This window comes from Sphaerisporangium rhizosphaerae (assembly GCF_042665155.1).
In the GTDB taxonomy this organism is placed as follows: Bacteria; Actinomycetota; Actinomycetes; order Streptosporangiales; family Streptosporangiaceae; genus Sphaerisporangium; species Sphaerisporangium rhizosphaerae.
Map to the genome: position 1 here is coordinate 1 of NZ_JBHTCG010000036.1, position 19,496 is coordinate 19,496.

General features: G+C 71.1%; 15 protein-coding genes. 9 read left to right on the top strand and 6 right to left on the bottom strand.

Features of this window, described 5'->3' with window-relative positions:
• The first annotated feature begins 358 nt into the window (after nt 1-358).
• Nucleotides 359-2,443: a S9 family peptidase gene (locus tag ACFQSB_RS33985; RefSeq protein WP_354929336.1), complete on the top strand. Its 2,085-nt coding sequence runs from the start codon at nt 359-361 to the stop codon at nt 2,441-2,443.
• Entirely contained in the window at nt 2,440-3,447 is a 1,008-nt protein-coding gene (gene mgrA / locus ACFQSB_RS33990) for an L-glyceraldehyde 3-phosphate reductase (RefSeq protein ID WP_354853106.1), read from the top strand. Before ACFQSB_RS33985 ends, mgrA begins: the two co-directional genes overlap by 4 nt.
• A gap of 57 nt (nt 3,448-3,504) precedes the next feature.
• On the opposite strand, the gene ACFQSB_RS33995 is transcribed toward mgrA, so the two are convergent.
• Nucleotides 3,505-6,087, bottom strand: coding sequence for a flippase-like domain-containing protein (locus ACFQSB_RS33995; RefSeq protein WP_380830916.1), 2,583 nt, complete (start codon nt 6,085-6,087; stop codon nt 3,505-3,507).
• A 341-nt stretch (nt 6,088-6,428) separates the two neighbouring features.
• Between ACFQSB_RS33995 and ACFQSB_RS34000 the strand changes: the two genes are divergently transcribed.
• Nucleotides 6,429-8,444 carry a molybdopterin-containing oxidoreductase family protein gene (locus ACFQSB_RS34000; protein WP_380830917.1) on the top strand — a complete coding sequence of 672 codons (2,016 nt, stop codon included), beginning with the start codon at nt 6,429-6,431 and terminating at the stop codon, nt 8,442-8,444.
• A gap of 23 nt (nt 8,445-8,467) precedes the next feature.
• Here ACFQSB_RS34000 and ACFQSB_RS34005 read toward each other — a convergent pair whose 3' ends face one another.
• Entirely contained in the window at nt 8,468-8,917 is a 450-nt protein-coding gene (locus ACFQSB_RS34005) for a GNAT family N-acetyltransferase (protein ID WP_354853100.1), read from the bottom strand.
• A 114-nt stretch (nt 8,918-9,031) separates the two neighbouring features.
• Between ACFQSB_RS34005 and ACFQSB_RS34010 the strand changes: the two genes are divergently transcribed.
• The 6 genes from ACFQSB_RS34010 (at nt 9,032) to ACFQSB_RS34035 (ending at nt 15,310) form a co-directional block, all read left to right on the top strand.
• The gene (locus ACFQSB_RS34010) at nt 9,032-9,484 is read left to right on the top strand and encodes a hypothetical protein (RefSeq protein WP_380830918.1); all 453 of its coding nucleotides are present in this window, start codon (nt 9,032-9,034) and stop codon (nt 9,482-9,484) included.
• 325 nt (nt 9,485-9,809) lie between these two features.
• Entirely contained in the window at nt 9,810-10,364 is a 555-nt protein-coding gene (locus ACFQSB_RS34015; RefSeq protein ID WP_380830919.1) for an RNA polymerase sigma factor, read from the top strand.
• Complete coding sequence (locus ACFQSB_RS34020; RefSeq protein WP_380830920.1) at nt 10,361-11,278, top strand: hypothetical protein; 918 nt, start codon at nt 10,361-10,363, stop codon at nt 11,276-11,278. Before ACFQSB_RS34015 ends, ACFQSB_RS34020 begins: the two co-directional genes overlap by 4 nt.
• 202 nt (nt 11,279-11,480) lie before the next feature.
• Nucleotides 11,481-12,971 (top strand): hypothetical protein, encoded by a 1,491-nt coding sequence (locus ACFQSB_RS34025; RefSeq protein WP_380830922.1) that lies wholly within the window; start codon nt 11,481-11,483, stop codon nt 12,969-12,971.
• A 115-nt stretch (nt 12,972-13,086) separates the two neighbouring features.
• Nucleotides 13,087-14,910 carry an acyl-CoA dehydrogenase gene (locus ACFQSB_RS34030; protein WP_380830924.1) on the top strand — a complete coding sequence of 608 codons (1,824 nt, stop codon included), beginning with the start codon at nt 13,087-13,089 and terminating at the stop codon, nt 14,908-14,910.
• A gap of 175 nt (nt 14,911-15,085) precedes the next feature.
• Nucleotides 15,086-15,310, top strand: coding sequence for a hypothetical protein (locus ACFQSB_RS34035; RefSeq protein WP_354853088.1), 225 nt, complete (start codon nt 15,086-15,088; stop codon nt 15,308-15,310).
• 69 nt (nt 15,311-15,379) lie between these two features.
• Here the strand turns inward: ACFQSB_RS34035 and ACFQSB_RS34040 are convergent, their stop codons facing one another.
• The 4 genes from ACFQSB_RS34040 to ACFQSB_RS34055 form a co-directional block, all read right to left on the bottom strand.
• Complete coding sequence (locus ACFQSB_RS34040; protein ID WP_380830926.1) at nt 15,380-15,673, bottom strand: Dabb family protein; 294 nt, start codon at nt 15,671-15,673, stop codon at nt 15,380-15,382.
• A gap of 80 nt (nt 15,674-15,753) precedes the next feature.
• On the bottom strand, nt 15,754-17,970 hold the full coding sequence (locus ACFQSB_RS34045; protein WP_380830928.1) for a peptidase domain-containing ABC transporter: 2,217 nt from the start codon (nt 17,968-17,970) through the stop codon (nt 15,754-15,756).
• Between the two features lie 19 nt (nt 17,971-17,989).
• A complete protein-coding gene (locus ACFQSB_RS34050; protein ID WP_380830929.1) occupies nt 17,990-18,520 on the bottom strand; it encodes a hypothetical protein in 531 nt (176 codons plus the stop codon).
• Entirely contained in the window at nt 18,505-19,488 is a 984-nt protein-coding gene (locus tag ACFQSB_RS34055; RefSeq protein ID WP_380830931.1) for a TIGR04500 family putative peptide maturation system protein, read from the bottom strand. Before ACFQSB_RS34055 ends, ACFQSB_RS34050 begins: the two co-directional genes overlap by 16 nt.
• Nucleotides 19,489-19,496 lie beyond the last annotated feature (8 nt).

Genomic DNA, 19,496 nt, shown 5'->3' on the forward strand with positions numbered 1-19,496 from the left:
TATGCCTTCATTTTAGCCGATCCGGTCGACCGGAACCAAATCGCGCCGTTACCGGCACTTGACTCCCGCCACCCGAACCAACGAGCATTCAGGCCGCCCCGTCTCCAGGGCAACCCCTCTAACTTACCCGATCGGATCGAGCGGTGCAAACCGCCCGGTCAGACCGGGGCAGATCGTGGGGTACCGATCACCGCTCGCACGTGCCCACGCCGAACCGCTTTGCGGTGGAGTGGGGTTGTGCCGGGCGATGCCGACGTCCACAAGATTAGCAGCCTTCGGGAGTGTCGGCGCACAAACGCCGTCACAGGCCCGCGTCACGCCAGTGGGCGGGACAAGGCCGCGCCATAGACTCGGCGACGTGAGTAGCGACACGCCTCCCGTGGCGAAGAAGGTCCCGGCCGAACGAACTCATCACGGCGACACCGTGATCGACGAGTACGCATGGATGACCAACAAGGAAGATCCCGACACCGTCGCCTACCTCGAAGCGGAGAACGCCTACACCGAGGCCCGCACCGACCACCTGAGCGACCTGCGGGAACAGATCTTCCAGGAGATCAAGGGCCGCACCCTGGAGACCGACCTCTCCGTCCCCACGCGCAAGGGTGGCTGGTGGTACTACTCCCGCACCGCGGAGGGCAAGCAGTACGGCATCCAGTGCCGGCTGGCGGTCACCGGCGACACCCCGCCCGAGCTCAAGCCGGGCGAGGCGCTGGAGGGGGAGCGGGTCATCCTCGACGGCAACGAGCTGGCCGGCGACAGCCCTTTCTTCGCGGTCGGCACCTCCGCGGTCAGCCCGGACGGCGCCGTCCTCGCCTACTCCACCGACTTCAGCGGCAACGAGCGCTTCACCCTGCGCTTCAAGCGGCTCGACTCCGGCGAGATGCTGGCCGACGAGATCCCGGGCATCTTCTACGGAGGCGCCTGGGCGGCGGACGGCTCGGCGTTCTTCTACACGACCATCGACGAGGCGTGGCGTCCGTACCGCGTGTACCGGCACATCATCGGAACTCCGGCCGACGATGACGTGCTGGTCTATGAAGAGACCGACGAGCGGTTCTGGGTCGGCATCGGCCTCACGCGCAGCGAGCGCTACCTCGTCCTGAGCGCGGGCAGCAAGATCACCAGCGAGGTGCGGGTCCTGGACGCCGACTACCCGACCGGGGAGTTCCGGGTCGTCCGCCCCCGCCGGACCGGTGTGGAGTACGCCCTGGACCACTCGGGCGACCGCTTCCTCATCCTGCACAACGAGGGGGCGCAGAACTTCGAGATCGCCTCCGCGCCGGTCGACGACCCCGCCGCCTGGACGCCGCTGGTTCCGCACCGCGACGACACGCGGCTGCTCGACGTCGACGCCTTCAGCGACCACACGGTCGTGCACTTCCGCCGGGACGGGCTCACCGGCATCCGCGTCCTGCCCGCGGACGGCGAGCCGTACGAGATCTCCTTCCCCGAGCCGATCCACTCGGCCGAGCCGGCCGGCAACCCCGAGTTCCACACGACGCGGCTCCGCCTGGCGTACGCATCGATGGTCACGCCCCCCTCGGTGTACGACTATGACCTCACCCGGCATGAGCTGATCCTGCTGAAGCGCCGACCGGTGCTGGGCGGGTACGACCCCGCCGACTACGAGCAGTTCCGGGGGTGGGCGACCGCCGACGACGGCACGCGGATCCCCATCTCGATCGTCATGAAGAAGGGCACCGAGCGGCCCGCCCCGACGGTGCTGTACGGGTACGGCAGCTACGAGACCTCGATCGACCCGTCGTTCTCGGTGGCGCGGCTCAGCCTGCTCGACCGCGGCTTCGTCTTCGCGATCGCGCACGTCAGGGGCGGCGGCGAGATGGGCCGCCAGTGGTACGAGCAGGGCAAACTCGGCCACAAGAAGAACACCTTCAGCGACTTCGTCGCCGCGGCCCGGCACATGAAGAGGTCCGGCTGGTCCAGCGAGATCATCGCCAGGGGCGGCTCGGCCGGCGGCCTGCTGATGGGCGCGGCGGTCAACCTCGCTCCCGAGGCGTTCTCCGGCGTCGTGGCGGAGGTGCCGTTCGTCGACGCCCTGAACACCATCCTCGACCCGTCGCTGCCGCTCACGGTCATCGAGTGGGACGAATGGGGCGATCCCCTGCACAACGCCGACGTCTACGAGTACATGAAGTCGTACACCCCCTACGAGAACATCGACGACCGGGTGTACCCTCCCATTCTTGCGCTGACCAGCCTCAACGACACCCGTGTGCTCTACCACGAGCCGGCGAAGTGGGTCGCCCGGCTCCGCGCCACCGCCAAGGGCGGGCCGTTCCTGCTCAAGACGGAGATGGGCGCCGGCCACGGCGGCCGCAGCGGCCGGTACGACGCATGGCGCGAGGAGGCCCTCACCCTTTCGTGGATCATCGACCGGGCCGCCACGCGGAAGAACGAAGAGACAGGGGAGACGCAGTGAGCTACACGGCGGCAAGCGATCGTTACGGGCGTCAGCCGTACAACCGGTCCGGCAGGAGCGGCCTGAGACTGCCGGCGGTCTCGCTCGGTCTGTGGCACAACTTCGGCGACGACAAGCCGTTCGACACCCAGAGGGCGACGCTGCGCAGGGCCTTCGACCTGGGGGTGACCCATTTCGACCTGGCCAACAACTACGGCCCGCCGTACGGCTCGGCCGAGGCCAACTTCGGGCTCATCTTCGCCCAGGACTTCCGGCCGTACCGCGACGAGCTGATCATCTCGACCAAGGCCGGGTACGACATGTGGCCCGGCCCCTACGGCGAGTGGGGCTCGCGCAAGTACCTGCTGGCAAGCCTCGACCAGTCGCTCTCGCGCATGGGGCTGGACTACGTCGACATCTTCTACAGCCACCGGCCCGACCCCGACACCCCGCTCGAGGAGACGATGGGTGCGCTGGACACGGCCGTGCGGTCCGGCCGGGCCCTGTACGCGGGCATCTCCAACTACACGCCCGAGCAGACCAGGGAGGCGGCTCGCATCCTGCGCGAGATGGGCACCCCGCTGCTGATCCACCAGCCGCGCTACTCGATGCTCGACCGCTGGGTCGAGGACGGCCTGCTCGACACCCTGGAGGCCGAGGGCGTCGGGTGCATCCCGTTCTCGCCGCTGGCGCAGGGCGTGCTGACCGACCGCTACCTGGGCGGCGTCCCTGAGGGGTCGCGCGCCTCGCAGGAGCGGTTCCTGCGGCCGAGCCAGCTCACCGACGAGCTGCTCCAGCGGGTCCGGGCGCTGAACGACGTCGCCGCGGCCCGCGGCCAGTCGCTCGCCCAGATGGCGCTGGCGTGGGCGCTGCGCGACCGGCGGATCACCTCGGTGCTGATCGGCGCGAGCAGCGTCCGCCAGCTGGAGGACAACATCGCCGCCGTCGACCGCCTCGACTTCTCCGCCGACGAGCTCGCGGCGATCGAGAAGGAGATCCCGCAGCCGGGAGAGCGCATCGTCTGACCGGCGGGACATCGGCGAGGCCCGGCCCGGGGACACCCGTGGCCGGGCCTTCGTGCGTCACAGCGCGTCGTGGCGCTGGAGCCAGGCGAAGGACGCCCATCCGGGGAGCACGGGCAGCCAGAAGGTCAGCAGCCGGTACAGCAGCACCGCGGACGTCGCGATGGTCGGCGGCAGGCCGGACAGGGTCAGGCCGACGTACAGGGCCCCCTCGACCGCCCCCAGCCCGCCCGGGGTGGGCGCGGCCGAGCCGATGGCCGTGCCGGCCAGCACGACGATGGCCACCGCCGCGAAGCTCAGCGAGCCGCCGAAGGCCTTGACGCAGGCGGCGAGGCACACGATGAAGGTCAGCGTGAGCAGCAGTGTGCCGCTGAGCCCTTCCACGATCTTGCGCGGCGACTGCAGGACGTCCAGCAGGCGCGGCATCACCCCGGAGAACAGTGACCGGATGCGCCCGGTGATCAGGCGCCGCAGCGGCGGCACGGCCAGGACGATCAGCACCAGCACGGCGCCGGACAGCAGGGCGATGACCAGGCCGCGCGACGGGCTGACCGACGGGGCGGCCTTGATGCCGGTGAGGTAGCCGAACAGCAGGAGCAGCGTGACGTGGGAGCCGAGCCCCACGAGCTGGGAGGCGCCCACGCTGGCCACGGCCAGGCCGGGTGAGATGCCGCGCTTCTGCAGGAATCGCGAGTTGATGGCCACCGCGCCGACGGCGGCGGGCGCGACGAGCTTGACGAACGAGGCCGCGAACTGCGCCAGCACGGTCTGCCCGAGGGGCAGCTTCTCGGGCACGAAGCCGCGCACCATGAGCGCGGCTGCGACGTAGCTCATGCCGGCCGCGGCGAGCGCGACCCCGCCCCACCCCCATTCGGCCTTGGTGACCACTTCGGTCAGGTTGACCCGGCTGAGCTGCGACAGCAGGAAGTAGGCGGCCAGCGCGCTCGCGATGATCGTCACCAGGGTGCGCGGCTGGAAGCGCTCCAGGCGCACCTCCTCGACCTCCACCTGGGGGGTGAGGGCCAGGATGTGCTCGCGCAGCGCCGGCAGCAGCCCCTTGTCCCTGCCGACCTGGGCGCGGGTGCCGCGCGTCAGCGCGATGCGCTGGAGCAGGGGCAGCGCGCCGGCGAGAGCGCGCTTGGGGATGACCTCGGCCGCGCACATGACCGAACGTTCGGGACCGACGCGCAGCGCGAGGTAGGTGAGCAGCTGGGTGACGTCGAGGCGCAGGAGCAGGTCGCCGGCGGCGATCTCTCCGCTGCGGGCGTCGGTCAGCACCACCTCGCCGTCGACGTCGACGTGGATGCTCTCGCCGGTGAGGTGCCGGTGGGCCAGGCGCTGCGCCTGGAGCAGGTCGACCTGCTTCCAGATCTTGACGAGCAGCTCGTCGTCGAGCTCCTCGTCGGGGACGTCGTCCAGCGGGCGGGTCTCGAGGTGCTCGTAGGCGAGCAGCGCGGCGTCGGTGCCGATCTCGCTGGTGCCGACCAGGCAGGGGGTGTTCACGCCGGCGGCCTGGGCGGCGTAGGCCATCAGGGCCTCGCGCTCCAGCTCGGCGCGGAGCGAGCGGATGGCCCTGCGGCGGGTCTCGGAACTGAGCCGGATGCCGCGCCACAGGCGGTACAGGACGCCTGCGACCTGCCGGTCGCGGTCCAGGACCGTGACGTCGAAGCGGCGTCCGTCGGCCATGGTCACGGCGTAGCGGCGGCTGCCCTGGGAGTCGTCGGCCATGCGCCTGGCCTTGGCGGGGGCGAAGCCGAGCCGGCGCAGGGCGGCCATGACGGCGCTGCCGGGCGGCCGGGTGTTGGGACTGCCGACGACGTAGAGGGTGGCGTACCCGACGGCCAGGCCGACCAGGTAGGTGACGAAGACGCCGAGCGCGGTGGCTTCGGCGCTGGTGAACAGGGCGAACACGTCGAGGGCGATCGCCATCCACATCAGCGCCCGCCAGGTGGGGCGGCGCGAGATGCGCACGGCGGTGACGTAGGCGACGACCGAGGTGAGCAGGGTGTTCAGCGGTTCCACGTCGCGGCGCGCAGTGAGCAGGATGCGCAGGTCGCCGGGGCCGGCCACCGCCAGCCACTCGCCGAGGACGAAGGAGACGAGCATGCCGATGATCGCCGCGATCAGGCCCTCGGCCACGCGCAGCCCGTCGCGGTGGAAGACCCGCTCGACGGCGAAGGCGGCGGGCACGGCGAGGACCGCGGTGCCGGCCAGGAAGCTGGCGATGCCGATGAGCAGCTCGGGGGCCCGGCTGGTGCCGTCGGTGACGTCGGCCTCCAGGCCGTTGAGCGTCTGCTTGGCGACCAGGGCCAGCAGGACGGCCGCGGTGAGCGCGAGGAGGGTGACGAAGAAGCGCAGGGCGTCGGACGGCCTGCGGATGCGCTGGGGCAGCAGCGGCTCGACGACGGGCACGACCGGTTCGCCGGGGACGGAACGGGGGGCCTTCCCCCTGCCGGCGGCTGAGCGCCCTTCGTCCCGCCCGGTGTCGGGAGCGGAGGCCGGCGACGGGGCGGCCGGAGCGGTGGAGACGTCTGAGGGGAGGTCAGAGGCGCCCGGGGCGTGCGTGGCCGTGGAGGAACCGGCCACGGAGATGCCGTCCTCCGCCGCCTCCTCTGCCTCGTCGCGCTCCCTGATGTCGGTCACCGCTGGCGTCTGCGCACGTCTCGGGGCATATGATCTTTCCCTAGGGTCTGTTCACCGGTGTGGCGGGAGCCCACCGGCGTTCGGGCGGCCCCGTCGGCTGACGCCTCGGCGGTCGTCGGCGAACTGGTGCACCCCGGCCATTCGCTGACACTCTACGGCGCGCTCGACCGTGAGGGATCAGTCAGACGGGTCGTCCTTAATGGTGACGCTGTACCGACCCTTGGCGCATCGCCCGTAAGTATGGGCTGATCGCACTACCTGGGGCGGATGCCGGGATTGGTTTGTCGGTGACACCACGGGCGCCCTAGGCCGCCTCATGGCGCTTATGTACCGTTCTGTTCATGAGTCGTGAGCTGAATGTTCTTGGCGCCTGCCCCCTCGACTGCCCGGACACCTGCTCGTGGGTCGTGACCGTGAAGGACGGCGAGGCGGTGCGCCTGCGCGGCAACCACGACCAGCCCTACACGCGGGGCGCGCTGTGCGTGAAGGTCAACCGCTATCTGGAGCACACCAAGGCGCCCGACCGGATCCTGTACCCGATGCGCCGGGTCGGGCCGAAGGGATCGGGGCGGTTCGAGCGCATCACCTGGGACGAGGCGCTGGACGAGATCGCGGGGCGGCTGACCGCCATCATCGGCGAGCACGGCGGCGAGGCGATCTGGCCGTACCAGGGCACCGGGACGCTCGGCTACATCCAGGGCGAGAGCGGCCAGGCCGGCCGGCGGCTGTGGAACGCGCTGGGGGCGTCCTACCACGACCTGAACATCTGCGCGCGGGCCGGCAACCGCGGGCTCACGCTGACGAACGGCACCCCGGGCGGCATGGACCCCGAGGCGTTCGCCCATTCCCGACTGGTCCTGCTGTGGGGGACGAACACGCTGACCAGCGGGCACCATCTGTGGAAGTTCATCCAGCAGGCGCGGGCGGCCGGCGCGCACGTGGTGACCATCGACCCGATCAGGACGCGCACCGCGGACCAGGCCGACGAGCATCTGGCGATCCGGCCGGGCACGGACGCCGCGCTGGCGCTGTCGCTGATGCACGTGGTGCTCGACGAGGGCGCCGAGGACCGGGAGTTCCTGGAGAGCCACACGGACGGCTGGCCGGACTTCGAGCGAGAAATCCGGAAGTATCCGCCAAGCGTGGCGGCCGAGATCACCGGGATCCCGGAGAAGGACATCCGCGCCCTCGGCGTCCGGCTGGCGCACACCCGCCCGACCGGCATCCGGGCCACGATGGGCATCCAGCGCCACCAGGGCGGCGGCACGGCCATGCGGACGATCGCCTGCATCCCCGCGGTGACCGGCGACTGGCGGCACCAGGGCGGCGGCGTCGCCTACTCCACCAGCGGGCACGTGCCCATCCAGGCCGACGTCCGTCCCGACCTGCTCCCCCATCCGGTCAGGACGCTGACGATGACCCGGCTCGCCGAAGGGCTGGCGGACACGGCCCGTCCGGTGAAGTGCCTGTGGGTCTACGCCGCCAACCCGATGGGCAGCACGTCCGACCAGAACCGCGTTCGCGCCGGTCTGATGCGCGAGGACCTGTTCACCGTGGTGATGGAGCAGTTCCCGACCGACACCGTCGACTACGCCGACATCGTCCTGCCCGCGACCATGCAGACCGAGCACGCCGACCTGCACGCCGGGTACGGGCACATGTACCTGATGTGGAACGAGCCCGCGGTGGCACCGGCGGGCGAGTGCCTGTCCACCACCGAGACCTTCCGCCGGGTGGCCCGCCGCCTCGGGCTGACCGACCCCTCGCTCTACGATTCCGACCTGGAGATCGCCGAGCAGCTGCTGTCCGGCGGCCACCCGGCGCTGGAGGGGATCACCGTCGAGCGGCTCCGCGAGGAAGGCTGGGCCCGCATGAACTACCCCGACCCGTTCCTGCCCTTCGCCGACGGCTTCCCGACCGCCTCGGGGAAGCTTTCGTTCCCGGCCGAGGGCGAGGGGTACGTGCCGCCCTTCTCCGCGACGCCCGACGGGCCGTACCCGCTGGCGTTGGTCACCCCGGCGGCGCACACTTTCCTCAACACGGTGTTCGGCAACAACCCCGAGCTGGCCCGCCGCGCCGGCACCCCGCAGATCCTGGTCAGCGAGAAGGACGCCGCCGAGCGCGGGCTGGGCGACGGACAACGCGTCCGGGTGTTCAACGGCAACGGCGAGATGACCCTCGAGCTGCGCGTCAGCGACCGCGTGGCCCAAGGGGTGGTGGCGACCACGAAGGGCAACTGGCCCAAGCTCAGCCCCGGCGGGGTCAACGTCAACGTCCTGGTCGACGAGCGGGACGCGGACATGGGCAGGGGCGCCGTCTACCACGACAACCTCGTGGAGATCGCGCCGCTCCCCTGAGGCCCTGGTGGCGGCCCCGCGTGTCAGAGAGCGAGCTTGAAGCCCACGTGGGAGTCGACGAAGCCGAGCGAGGTGTAGAAGCGGTGGGCGTCGGCGCGGGCCTTGTCGCTGGTGAGCTGGACCATCCGGCAGCCGCGGGCGCGGGCCCGGTCGACCGCCCACCTGATCATCGTGCCGCCGAGGCCCTGGCCCCGCATGGCGGCGCCCACCCTGACGGCCTCTATCAGGGCCCGCTCCCCGCCCCTACGGGACAGCCCCGGGATGTAGGTGATCTGCATCGTGCCGGCGACCTGGCCGCCGGACTCGGCGACGATCAGCTCCTGCCGCGGATCGGCGTCGATGGCCGCGAAGGCGTCCAGGTAGACCTGGTCGGACGGATCGCCCTCCCGCGCCGCCGCGATCGGGTCGTCGGCGAGCATGGCCACGATCGACGGGACATCTTCCTGGCGTGCGGCACGAAAGGTCACAGACATTCGCGAAGGGTACCGAGCTCGTGCGGAGCGTCCTCCGTCCGGCCACGGGGTCAGGGGCGGATCAGGGTTGCTCCCCGATGTGCCTAGGCCGTCACACCGGGCAATCTGTGAGACATGAACGAACTGACTCGACGCGACGAGATGTCGCTCGCCGGCGCGGCCCTGCGGGGCGCGCCGTGGAAGGCCGCGGCGATCACCGGTGGTGCGGGCGCGGCGATCAGCTATCTCATGGGGGTCATCTTCCCAGGTCCCGCCGATCTGACCTGGGCCCTGTGCCTGGGCGTCAGCCTGTTCAGCGTCGTGGCGGCCATCGGCGCGGTGAGCAAGCCGAACGTGGGCGACCGCGTGACGCGCCAGGCCCGGCTGTGGTCACTGGCGCACCCGTGGCGGTTCGCGCTCTACCCCGGCATCGCGGCGGCCGTGCTGATGTACCCGGTGCAGCTCGTCTTCGACCACGCGGGCGTGTTCGGCGCCGCCTTGGACGCGGCGTGGGGCGGCGCGCTGGTCTACCTCATCGCGGCGATCGGCACCCTGTCGCTCAAGGGACGGGCCCAGTCGGCCCGCTGACCCCTCCGCCCTACCCAGGGCGCCCCTCTCCCCCCTTCCCAGGGCCGCGCTGCGCGTCCTGGGAAGGTTCCGGGCCGTGAAGGCCCGCCACAGCATCACGGGCCGTCACCCAGTGGCGGCCCGTTCGGCGTTGTCGCGGCGGACGCGGAACCACTCGTCGCCCTCCGGGTCCGGCAAGGCGACCAGCAGGAGCCGTCGTCCCGGCGGTGCTCCTCTCTTTCGCCGCATTGGGGTGAAACGTTCGCCCGTAGCCGGACATGTGTGGTGACGAACCGCTCCTCTGGCCAGGCTGAGAGGAGCAGTCCCCCATCGGAAGGACGGCGGCGTGGGACCACCCGACCCCAGGCAGCGCTTCGAGCAGATCTACATGGCGCACTACGCGGATCTGCTCGGGTACGTCCGCCGGCGCACCGAGTGCGCCGACGACGCCGCCGACGCCCTCTCGGAGACCTTCACCACCGCCTGGCGACGCGTACGCGACATCCCCGAGGGGGAGCAGGCGCGGCTGTGGCTGTACGGCGTGGCCCGTCTCGTCCTGGCCAACCAGCGCCGGGGTCAGGCCCGGCGCGGCGCCCTCGCCGCCCGCCTGCGCGAGGAACTGGCCACCTGGGACCAGGGACAGCGGCCTCACCAGGACTCCCGGGCGATCCGTGAGGCGTTCCGGCGGCTCAGCCCGGACGACCGTGAGCTGTTGTCGCTGGTGAGCTGGGAGGGCCTGGACACCGCGCAGATCGCGACCGTGCTCGGCTGTTCGCGCGGCGCCGTCCGTCTGCGCCTGCACCGCGCCCGCAAACGGCTCGCACGCGAGTTGGACGCCGCCGACCTGGACCTGGTCGCCTACGGCCCCCGCGCGGTCGCGCTCCTGAAAGGACAATCATGAACGCGGACCTCGACCGCCTGCTCGCGTCCATCGCTCCCGATCCGGGGCCTGGCGTGACCCCCGGCGCCCGTGAGCTGCTCGAGGAGATCAGGACCGCGACAGCGGACGGTGCGGAGACACCACGGCGCATTCGGGACAGGGCGGTACGGCTCTGGTGGCGCCGGCACGGCGCACGGGGGCGCAGGCCGCGTTCACGCTGGTCCCTGGCCCTACCCCTGGCGGTTCTGGCCGTCATGCTGAGCTGGATCGTCCCGGACACGCTCGGCATCGGCGCGCGACCGGCTTCGGCCACACTCGACATCAGGCAGACGGGAGACTTCTACGTCGTCACCGTCAAGGACCTGTACGCCGACCCGAAGCGCTACCAGCACGAACTTGCGTCTCGCGGCCTGAAGGTCACCATCAAGTTGATAGCGACCGACGATGTGCGGGCCGGCAGTCTGCTCTTCGTCACCGCCACGGACGACAATGCGCCAAAGGACCAGGGCACGCACGTCATCGAAGAGAGCGACGACATATTCGCGCTGGGTGACGACACTTCCTGCGACCGTCGGTCCGAATGCACGATCGGCGTGAAGATCCGGGTCGGCTACAAGGGGCCGGGAACCATCTTGCTCGGCCGCAGGGCCCGGCCCGGGGAGCTCTACCAGGCACCGCCGTCGCTCGTGTCACGTGGCCAGCCGCTTCACTGCGTCGACTTCATCAACGACAGAGTCCCGCAGGTGCTGCGACTGCTGAAGGAGCACGGCGTCGACAAGGTCGACGTCACCACGTATCACGGCCCGCGGTCCTTCGTGCCCGACTCGTGGTACGTCCACGACGGCGTGATGAGCGCCGAGGGGCGCGCCCTGATCCTCGCCGACCCCGCTCCCCATCCCAGGCCCATGAACGTCAAGGAAGCCTGCCGCCGGTAGGTCCGCACGTCGCCGAGCTCCGGACGCCGATGTCGACGGGGCTCGGCGTGAGCGTGCGCGTCAGGCGGTGACAGCACGTCCGGGCCGCCCCGCACCTCGCTCACTTCACCTTTGTGCGGCAGCGGTTTCACGCGCCCATCGCCTGTCACCGCACGCGCACGGTTCATGACGCAAAGCCATCTTCTGAGACTCCGGAGCCGCCATGCTCACCGAAACCCTCCACCCGTCCACAGCCCGGGCCGGCCGGGTGAAGCGAGCGGTGCTCGGGCATCGAATCTTCACCGTGGTCCTCTGCCTCGCGACGGCCGTGCGACTGGTCACGATGCTGGGGTATCGGCCGGGGCAGCTCTATTGGTACGACTCGTTCACTTATCTGGATGTGGCGTCGCATCCGCGGCCGTCGCTGGGGTTCCACCCGAGCGGGTATCCGCTGCTGTTGTGGCTGCTGCGGCCGTTCCACAGCGTGACGGTGGTGGTCGGCGTGCAGCACGCGATGGGGCTCGGCATCGGGGTGATGATCTACGCGGTGCTGCGCCGGCGGGGGCTGCCTGCCTGGGGCGCGTCCCTGGCGGCCCTGCCGGGGCTCTTCGACGCCTCGTTCCTGCGCCTGGAGCACGGCGTGCTGTCGGACACGATGTTCATCCTGCTGATCGTCGCCGCGCTGACGGTCCTCACATGGTCGCCGAGGCCCACGGCGCGCGCCTGCGCCGCCGCGGGGACGCTGCTCGCCCTGGCCACGCTGACGCGGACGATCACGTTACCCCTGCTCGTGCTCGTCCTGATCTGGTCGGCCGTGCGGCGGGTGGGGGCGCGCGGCCTGGTGGCCGGGATGCTGGCGGGGGCGCTGCCGCTGGTCGCGTACGCGGGCTGGAACGCGCACGTCAACGGGAGGTTCACCCTGACCGGCGGGGAGGGGGTGGTGCTGTGGGCACGGACCATGACCTTCGCGGACTGCGCGGTGATCAGGCCGCCGGCGGCCGAGCGCGGGCTGTGCCCCAACGGCGCCCACCAGGACGCGGCCTCGGAGTACGTGTGGGACCCCGCCGCCTCGCTGAACCTGCTGCCCGGCGGGCGGGACGGCAACAACGACCTCGCCCGATCGTTCGCCCTGCGCGCCATCATGGCGCAGCCGCTGGACTACCTCGCCGACGTGGCCCGCGACACCGCGCTCGCCTTCGCCTGGACCCCGGTGCGGCACCCGGAGCGGGTCACCCCGGCCTTCGGTTTCGCGCAGGGCGAGTGGTCCTTGCCCCCGTACCCGCTGGTGGCCAAGGTGCGCCGGGAGTACGACCCCGGCATCAGCGGGTTGCGCTCGGCCCAGCCGTGGGCGGGCTTCCTGACGGCCTACCAGTACCCGGCGTACACGCGCGGGCCGCTGATCGCCCTGCTCCTGCTGGCGGGTGGCGTGGGCGCGGCCGCCGGGCGGCGGCGCGCGGCGCTGCCGTGGCTCGCCGCGATGTTCCTGCTGGCCGGCCCGGTGGCGGTGCTGGACTTCGACCACAGGTACGTGCTGCCGGTGATCCCGGTGGCCTGCCTTTCGGCCGCTCTCGGCCTGGCCGATCTCGCCCAGGTCGCGGGGGTCCGGCGCGCGGGCCGGGGGCGGGCCGACGGCGGGTCCGGCGCGGATGCCCGGCGAGCCCAGGTGGGGACGACGTCGCAGCTCAGCGGCCCCGCCGGTAACAGGCGTACCTGAGGGCCGGCGGTCAGGTTCGTCCGGTTTTCTAGGGGTTACTCGCGGGTAGCATATGCGGTAAGGTTACTCACCAGTAGCACACCGCCCGCATGCCTGGACGAGGGGACGCGCAGCCATGGGTCATTACAAGAGCAACGTCCGTGACCTTGAGTTCAACCTGTTCGAGGTGCTCGGCCGTCGCGAGATCCTCGGCACCGGGCGCTTCGCCGAGGTGGACGAGGACACCGTGCGCAGCGTGATCGAAGAGGTCCGGCGCCTGGCCACCGGCGTGCTCGCCGACTCCTTCGAGGAGGGCGACCGGACGCCGCCGGTCTTCGACCCCGCCGCCGGCACGGTGACGATGCCTCCGCGCTTCAGGAAGTCCTTCGAGACCTTCCGGGACGCCGGGTGGACCAACCTGGACCTGCCGGAGGCGCTCGGCGGGCCCGGCCTGCCGCGCAGCGTGAGCTGGGCGGTGGCCGACATGATCCTCGGCTCCAACCCCGCCATCTGGATGTACTCCAGCGGACCGGCCTTCGCCCACGTGCTGCACACCATCGGCACCGAGGAGCAGAAGAGGTTCGCCATGCTGGCCATCGAGCGGCAGTGGGGCGCCACGATGGTGCTGACCGAGCCGGACGCCGGTTCCGACGTCGGCGCGGGCCGCACCAGGGCCGTCCGGCAGCCCGACGGCACCTGGCACATCGAGGGCGTCAAGCGCTTCATCACCAGCGCCGAGCACGACATGGCCGACAACATCTTCCACCTGGTGCTCGCCCGCCCCGAGGGCGCCGGTCCCGGCACCAAGGGCCTGTCCATGTTCCTGGTGCCCAAGTTCCACGTGGACGTGGAGACCGGCGAGCTCGGCGAGCGCAACGGCGTGTACGTCACCAACGTCGAGCACAAGATGGGCCTGAAGGCCTCGACGACCTGCGAGCTGACCTTCGGCGAGAAGCACCCCGCCGTCGGCACGCTCATCGGCGAGGTGCACGAGGGCATCCGCCAGATGTTCATGATCATCGAGCACGCGCGCATGATGGTCGGCACCAAGGCCATCGCCACCCTGTCCACCGGTTACCTGAACGCGCTGGAGTACGCCAAGCAGCGGGTGCAGGGCGCCGACATGACCAAGATGACCGACAAGACCGCCCCGCGGGTCACCATCACCCACCACCCGGACGTCCGCCGCGAGCTCATGCTGCAGAAGTCCTACGCCGAGGGCCTGCGCGCGCTGGTGCTCTACACCGCGACCTTCCAGGACGCCGTCCAGATCGCCGAGTTCGAGGGCGCCAGGAACGCCGACGCCGAGGCGATGAACGACCTGCTGCTCCCCCTGGTCAAGGGCGTCGGCTCCGAGCGCTCCTACGAGATGCTGGCCCGCTCGCTGCAGACCCTCGGCGGCTCGGGGTACCTGCAGGACTACCCGATCGAGCAGTACATCAGGGACGCCAAGATCGACTCGCTGTACGAGGGCACCACGGCCATCCAGGGCCAGGACCTGTTCTTCCGCAAGGTCCTGCGCAACCAGGGCGCCGCGCTCGGCTCGCTGCTGGCCGAGATCACCGGCTTCGCCGCCTCCGAGGCCGGCAACGGCAGGCTCAAGCAGGAGCGCAAGCTGCTCGACGAGGCGGCCGGCGAGGTCAGGGCGATGGCCGACACCATGGCCGGATGGGCGATCGGCTCGCTGGAGAACCCGGCGGAGGTCTACAAGGTCGGCCTCAACACCACCCGGTTCCTGCTGGGCCTCGGCGACCTGGTGATCGGCTGGCTGCTGCTCCGGCAGGCCGAGGTGGCGCTCACGGCCCTCGGCACCTCCGATCACGACAAGGCGTTCTACACAGGCAAGGTGGCCGCCGCGTCGTTCTTCGCCCAGACCGTCCTCCCGCGCCTGGCCGCCGAGCGCCGCACGCTCGCCGCGACCGACCAGAGCCTGATGGAGCTGCCGGAAGAGGCCTTCTGACCCAGGGATTCGGCACCGCGCCGACGGCATGCCCGCGCCCGCGGGGCGGCGATCGCCCGGCGGGCGCGAGGCTTCCGTGCCGGAAGGGTGCTGAGATCGGTAGTGTTACCGCGCGCGGCTGGGTATTACCCTGCCGCTTAGCGTTCTTTACCGAACACGAGTCCCGGAGGTCTGGATGGGCATCGGGGTCAGTATCTTCTTTCTGACCATCGGGGCGATTCTGAAGTTCGCGATCGAGCCCGACGTGCTGGGCAGTTCGGTCCACATCGACGTCATCGGCGTGATCTTCATGATCGTCGGCGCTGTGGGGCTGCTGCTCAGCTTCTTCCTCATCTCCCGCCGGGGCACGGTCGTCGAGACCGAGCTCCCGCATCGCGAGAACCACCCGCCCACCGTCTGACCCCTGGCCGCGGGACGCCGCCGGAAGCCGTCCGGCCGTCCGTCGGCCCAGGAGCCGTCCGGCCGGCCGTCAGATGCTGTACTGCACCGCGGCCCGGCCGGCGAGGATCGGCCTGATCACGTCGGCGATGAACGCCCGGTGCACCGGGTGGTCGCGGTACACCAGGTAGTCCTCCTCGGAGTCGAAGTCGGCGACGACGGCGAACTCGTAGTTGCCCGGGTTGATGCCCGCGTCCTGGCCGATCTCGTAGCGGCGGATCTCCGGGATCGCGTCGGGCAGCTTCTTCAGCCCGGTCTCCACCTCGGCCTTCTGCTCCTCGGTGGCGCCCGCGACCCAGGTGAACATCACGACGTGGCGGAACATGATCTCTCCTTCAGCGATGGCAGACCGCCAGCGTACGACCTATCCCACAGCCATGGATCAGGGTCCGGACCGGCCGGCGTTCATCTATCCCATTGATCAGTCAGGACGGCGGTGATGGCTGGGCCGGATTCGGCGGTGGTCGCCGCGATGGGAGCAGAGGCGGCGTCGGCGGTCTGGGCGGCGACGAGGGTGGCGTAGCGGGCGCCGAGGGACATCAGCTCGCGGTGGGTGCCGCGTTCGACTATCCGGCCGCCGTCCACGACGAGGATGAGGTCGGCGTCCTTGATCGTGCTGAGCCGGTGCGCGATGACGATCCTGGTCTGCGTGAGCCGGGCCAGGTGGCTCTCGATCGCCGCCTCGCTCTCGCTGTCGAGATTGCTGGTGGCCTCGTCCAGCAGCAGGATCTTCGGCCGGGACAGCAGGGCGCGGGCGAGCGCCAGGCGTTGCCGCTGACCGCCGGACAGACCGGCGCCCTCGGTCAGCATGGTCTCGTACCCCATAGGCATCGCGCGGACCTCCTCGTCCAGCCGCGCCAGGCGCGCCGCCTCGACGACCCGGGCGAACGACGCGTCCGGATCGTTCAGGGCGATGTTCTCCCTGATCGTGCCGGTGAACAGCGACGGGTCCTGGGTGACCACGCCGAACTGCCGCCGCAGCGTGCGCAGGTTCAGTTCGCCCACCGGCACCCCGTCGAAGCGGATCTCGCCGGTGGTCGGGCTGTGCAGGGCCAGCAGCAGCCGGGCCAGCGTGCTCTTCCCGGACCCGGACGCACCGACGAGCGCGACCTTCTGTCCCGGCGCGATCCGCACCGAGATGTCGCGTAGGGTCCAGGGCGCCCTCGGGTCGTACCGGAACCCGACCTCGCGCAGCTCGACCGCTCCGCGCAGGCGCAGCACCTCGATGCCCTCGGACGGCTCGGGCTCGGAGGCGAGGATGTCGGAGAGCCGGTCGAAGTGCGCGCCCGCCTGCTGAAGGCTCTGCAGGCTGGACATCAGCGACGACAGCGGGGTGAGCGCGGCGACGGCGATCGCGTTGAGCGCGAGCAGCGTCCCGAGGGTGAACTGCCCGTCCAGCACCCGCCACGCCCCGATCCACAGCAGGCCGAGCGGGGCGAGCACCCTGATGGCGCCGAGCGCCGCTTCCAGCAGGCCCTGGGTGATACCGCCGCGCACATCGGCGTTGAGTTGAGTGGTGAAGTTCCTGGACCACTGTTCGACCGCGTGCCGCTCCGCCCCGGACGCCTTCAGGGTCTCGATGCCGTTGATCGCCTGGATCAGGTTGCTCTGCGTCGCGGAGAACGCCGTCAGCTCCTGCTGCGCCAGGTGGTTGACCCGGCGGGTGGTCGCGAGCAGCAGACCGGTCTGCACCAGGGCGATGCCGAGCAGGCACGCGCCGAACAACGGGTCCCTTACGAAGATCAGGATGAGGTATCCGATGGCGAGCGGCCCGTCGAGCAGGGCCGAAAGGATCTGCCCGGTGAGCATGTCCCGCAGCACGGCGACGCTGCCCGCCCGGGTCACCAGGTCTCCGGTGCCGCGTACCGCGAAATAGCGGAACGGCAGCGCGATCAGGTGGGAGATCACGCCCCTGGTCAGCTCGGCGTCGGCGCTCGCCCGCACCGACACCAGCAGGACCGCCCGCAGCGCCCCCACCACGAACTGCGTCAGCGTGGCCAGCAGCAACCCGCCGCCGATCACGGTGAGCAGGGTCTCGGCGCCCATCGGCAGCACCTGGTCGACCAGCACCTGGGAGAACACCGGGAGCGCCAGCCCGAGCAGTTGCAGGACGACGGAGGCGAGCAGCACCTGGGCCAGCAGGCCCCGCCGGCGCAGCAGGAGTGTTCGCAGGAACCGGCGCCGCCAGGTGCTCGCCGCGCTGGAGCTTCCCCGCCGGAACGCGGGGCCCGGCTCGAACGCCAGCACCACGCCGGTGAATCCCTCGTTGAACTCCCCGGCAGGCAGCCTGCGCCGCCCGAAGGCAGGGTCGACGAGGTCCACCCGCTCGGGCGTCCAGCGTTCCACCACCACGAAGTGGTTGAACTCCCAGTGGACGACGGCCGGCATGGGGATGCGGGCGAGATCGGCAGGTTCCAGGGAGAACGCCTTGGCGTTCAGCCCGGAGTCGCGGGCTCCGGTCACGATGGCGAGCCCGGTCAGCCCGTCCCTGCCGACCTGGAGCCGGTCGGTCAGCTCGTGGAGGGAGATCCGGTGCCCGTGGTAGGACAGGATCATGGCCAGGGTCGCGGCCCCGCATTCGGTGGCCGAGTTCTGCAGGACGACCGGCACGCGTCGTCTCACGAGCCGCCGCTCCCTCGCCTCACGAGCCGTCGCCGAACAGCTGGGTTCCGGCCGCGACGGTTCCGCTGGGGACCACGGCCTCGCCGGAGCGGCGCAGCAGCTCGCGGGGCTCGACCCCGGTGACCGCGCAGGACAGCACGGCGAGCCTGGCCGGCCTGGCGACCGTACCCGGGGCCGCCTTGAGCCGCCCGTCACCGGCCAGGGAGGCACCGGGGCGGCCGACCTGACACACGAGCGGCCGGGCCGGGCCCACCAGCCGTAAGGTCGCCTGCGCGCCGGTGCGGGGCGCCGGCCGGTCCCAGGGGAGGTGGGCGATGACGTCCACGCTCCCGGTCCGATATCCGGTGACCGTCGCCGGGACGGTCACCAGGTGCGGCACCTGGATCAGGGTCAGGGTCGCCGCGGCGGCGCCCAGTACGGCGACCAGCGCCCACAGCGCGGCGAACCACATCTTGTGCACGACGAGTGACCGGTCACCCTGCCGCTCCCGCACGCGGTAGCGGCGCAGCGCCTCCTCGCGGTAGATCGGGCGGTTCACGACCAATGCCATTCGACCGACGCGCGGCTTCGCCGTTCGGTGAGCCAGTCCGCGAACGCGGCGCGCCCGGCGGCGGCCAGCGTCTCGGCGTCGTCCTCGGCCGGACGGCGATCCAGGACGGCGCCGGTGAAGAACCGGCCCTCCCGCTCGACGGGGCCCACGACGGCGCCGGGCGCGGCGTCGCGGAGCGGCTCGGGCAGGTCACCGGCCCACCGCTCACCGATGGTCACCTGGATCTCACCGGTCACCTCGGACGGCACCGCCAGTAGTTCCGCCGGGGTGGCGGCGGTCCGGCCCTCCGAACCGGCCCACCAGACCGCCCGTACCCGCTCGAACCGGGAGCGGTGCGCGGCGAGATACCCGCAGGCGAGCTCGGTCTCCTTGCGCCGCCGGAACCTGCGCCGGCGGGCGACGCCGCCGATGTACTCCTCGAACCGCGTGGGGGACATGCCCACGCGCTCCATCCAGGCGAGGGTCGCCGCGCGGTCGTACAGTCCCCGTCCCCTGCGGAACTCGTCCGCCGCGGCCTGGAGGTCCTCGGTGGTGAGCGGCTCGTCCTCGGACAGGACCTCGTTGAGGATCAGGCACTGGTCGACGATCTCGTCGTGCGGCGTCGTGTCCCGATTGGAGAGCGAACGCAGCATGGTGAGCGCCTGAGCCACCGACAGGTGGACCTCGTCCACGCTGACGAGCTGGCCGGCCGCCCAGTGGGTCGAGTGCTCGATCAGCCAGGGCACGCCCTCGTCGGCCGGCGCGGTGAGCGCCACCGTGCCGCCGTCCGGGTGGGTGAGAAGCAGGTCGTAGTCGACCACGGGCGTGCCCGGCCGCTCGTCGACGACCAGTTGGGCGGCGACGGCGGGGTGCTCCTCCCCCCACTCGGCCGCCTCCTTGCGCGCCCACTCCACCTGGTCGCGCCTGCGCGGCAGGCGGCGCAGCAGTGCCACGCCCGCTGCCAGCGTGGCGCCGAAGTCACCGGACATCGTTCGGC